The sequence below is a fragment of the Vibrio sp. Vb1755 genome (assembly GCF_033338635.1).
GTDB classification, from domain to species: Bacteria; Pseudomonadota; Gammaproteobacteria; order Enterobacterales; family Vibrionaceae; genus Vibrio; species Vibrio alginolyticus.
Map to the genome: position 1 here is coordinate 1 of NZ_JAWOTA010000331.1, position 1,071 is coordinate 1,071.

At 47.6% G+C, this 1,071-nt stretch carries 1 protein-coding gene; it reads right to left on the reverse strand.

The annotated features are described in order from the left end of the window. A partial coding sequence (locus R7E00_RS24925; protein ID WP_318124895.1) for a TRCF domain-containing protein occupies positions 1-1,071 on the reverse strand: 1,071 nt, incomplete at both ends.

Sequence of the window (1,071 nt, forward strand, 5' to 3'; positions counted from 1 at the left end):
AATACGCTGGATTTATGTCAGCATGAGGGTAAAACTCGATAAATCCACCTTGATCATGGGCTTCTATCTTCTTCGCTTTAATACTACCTGCGGCAAATTTCAATTCTGAGACAGCCAGCAAGTTCTTCGCGGCATCAGGAAGTAAGCCAAAGCGGTCGATCAGCTCAACTTTTAATTCGGATAGCTCATCGCTGTCGCTCACACTCGCAATTCGTTTGTACATCGACAGACGCGTATTGACGTCTGGAATGTAATCATCAGGCAGTAGCGCAGGGATTCTCAGTTCTACTTCTGTTTGTTCACGAAGCAGATCATCCAATGATGGCTCTTTACCTTCTTTCAACGCTTCGACTGCTTGTTCAAGCATTTCCATATACAGTGTAAAACCAACCGATTGAATTTGACCACTTTGTTCGTCACCAAGCAGTTCACCAGCGCCACGAATTTCCAAATCGTGCGTTGCCAGAGTAAAGCCCGCGCCTAAGTCTTCCAGTGAAGCAATGGCATCGAGACGTTTAATGGCATCTTTGGTCATTGCTTTTGGATGTGGCGTTAACAAATAAGCATAGGCTTGATGGTGAGAGCGACCAACACGGCCACGCAATTGATGCAGTTGCGCCAAGCCAAGGTTGTCAGCACGATCCATAATGATTGTGTTGGCCGTCGGAACGTCGATACCCGTTTCAATGATGGTGGTACACACCAACACGTTAAAGCGCTGGTGGTAGAAATCATTCATGATGCGTTCTAGTTCGCGTTCACGCATTTGACCGTGTGCCACGGTAATACGGGCTTCTGGAATGAGCTTTTGTAAGTCCTCTGCCGTTTTTTCGATGGTTTCGACCTGATTGTGCAGGAAGTAAACCTGACCACCACGCATGATTTCACGCAGTACGGCTTCTCGCACCACAGACTCTTCACGTTCGCGAACAAATGTCTTAATAGCTAAACGACGTGCTGGTGGTGTGGCGATGATCGACAAATCACGCATACCACTCATTGCCATTTTCAGCGTACGAGGAATCGGCGTTGCCGTTAGGGTAAGAATGTCCACATCGGCGCGCATCGCTT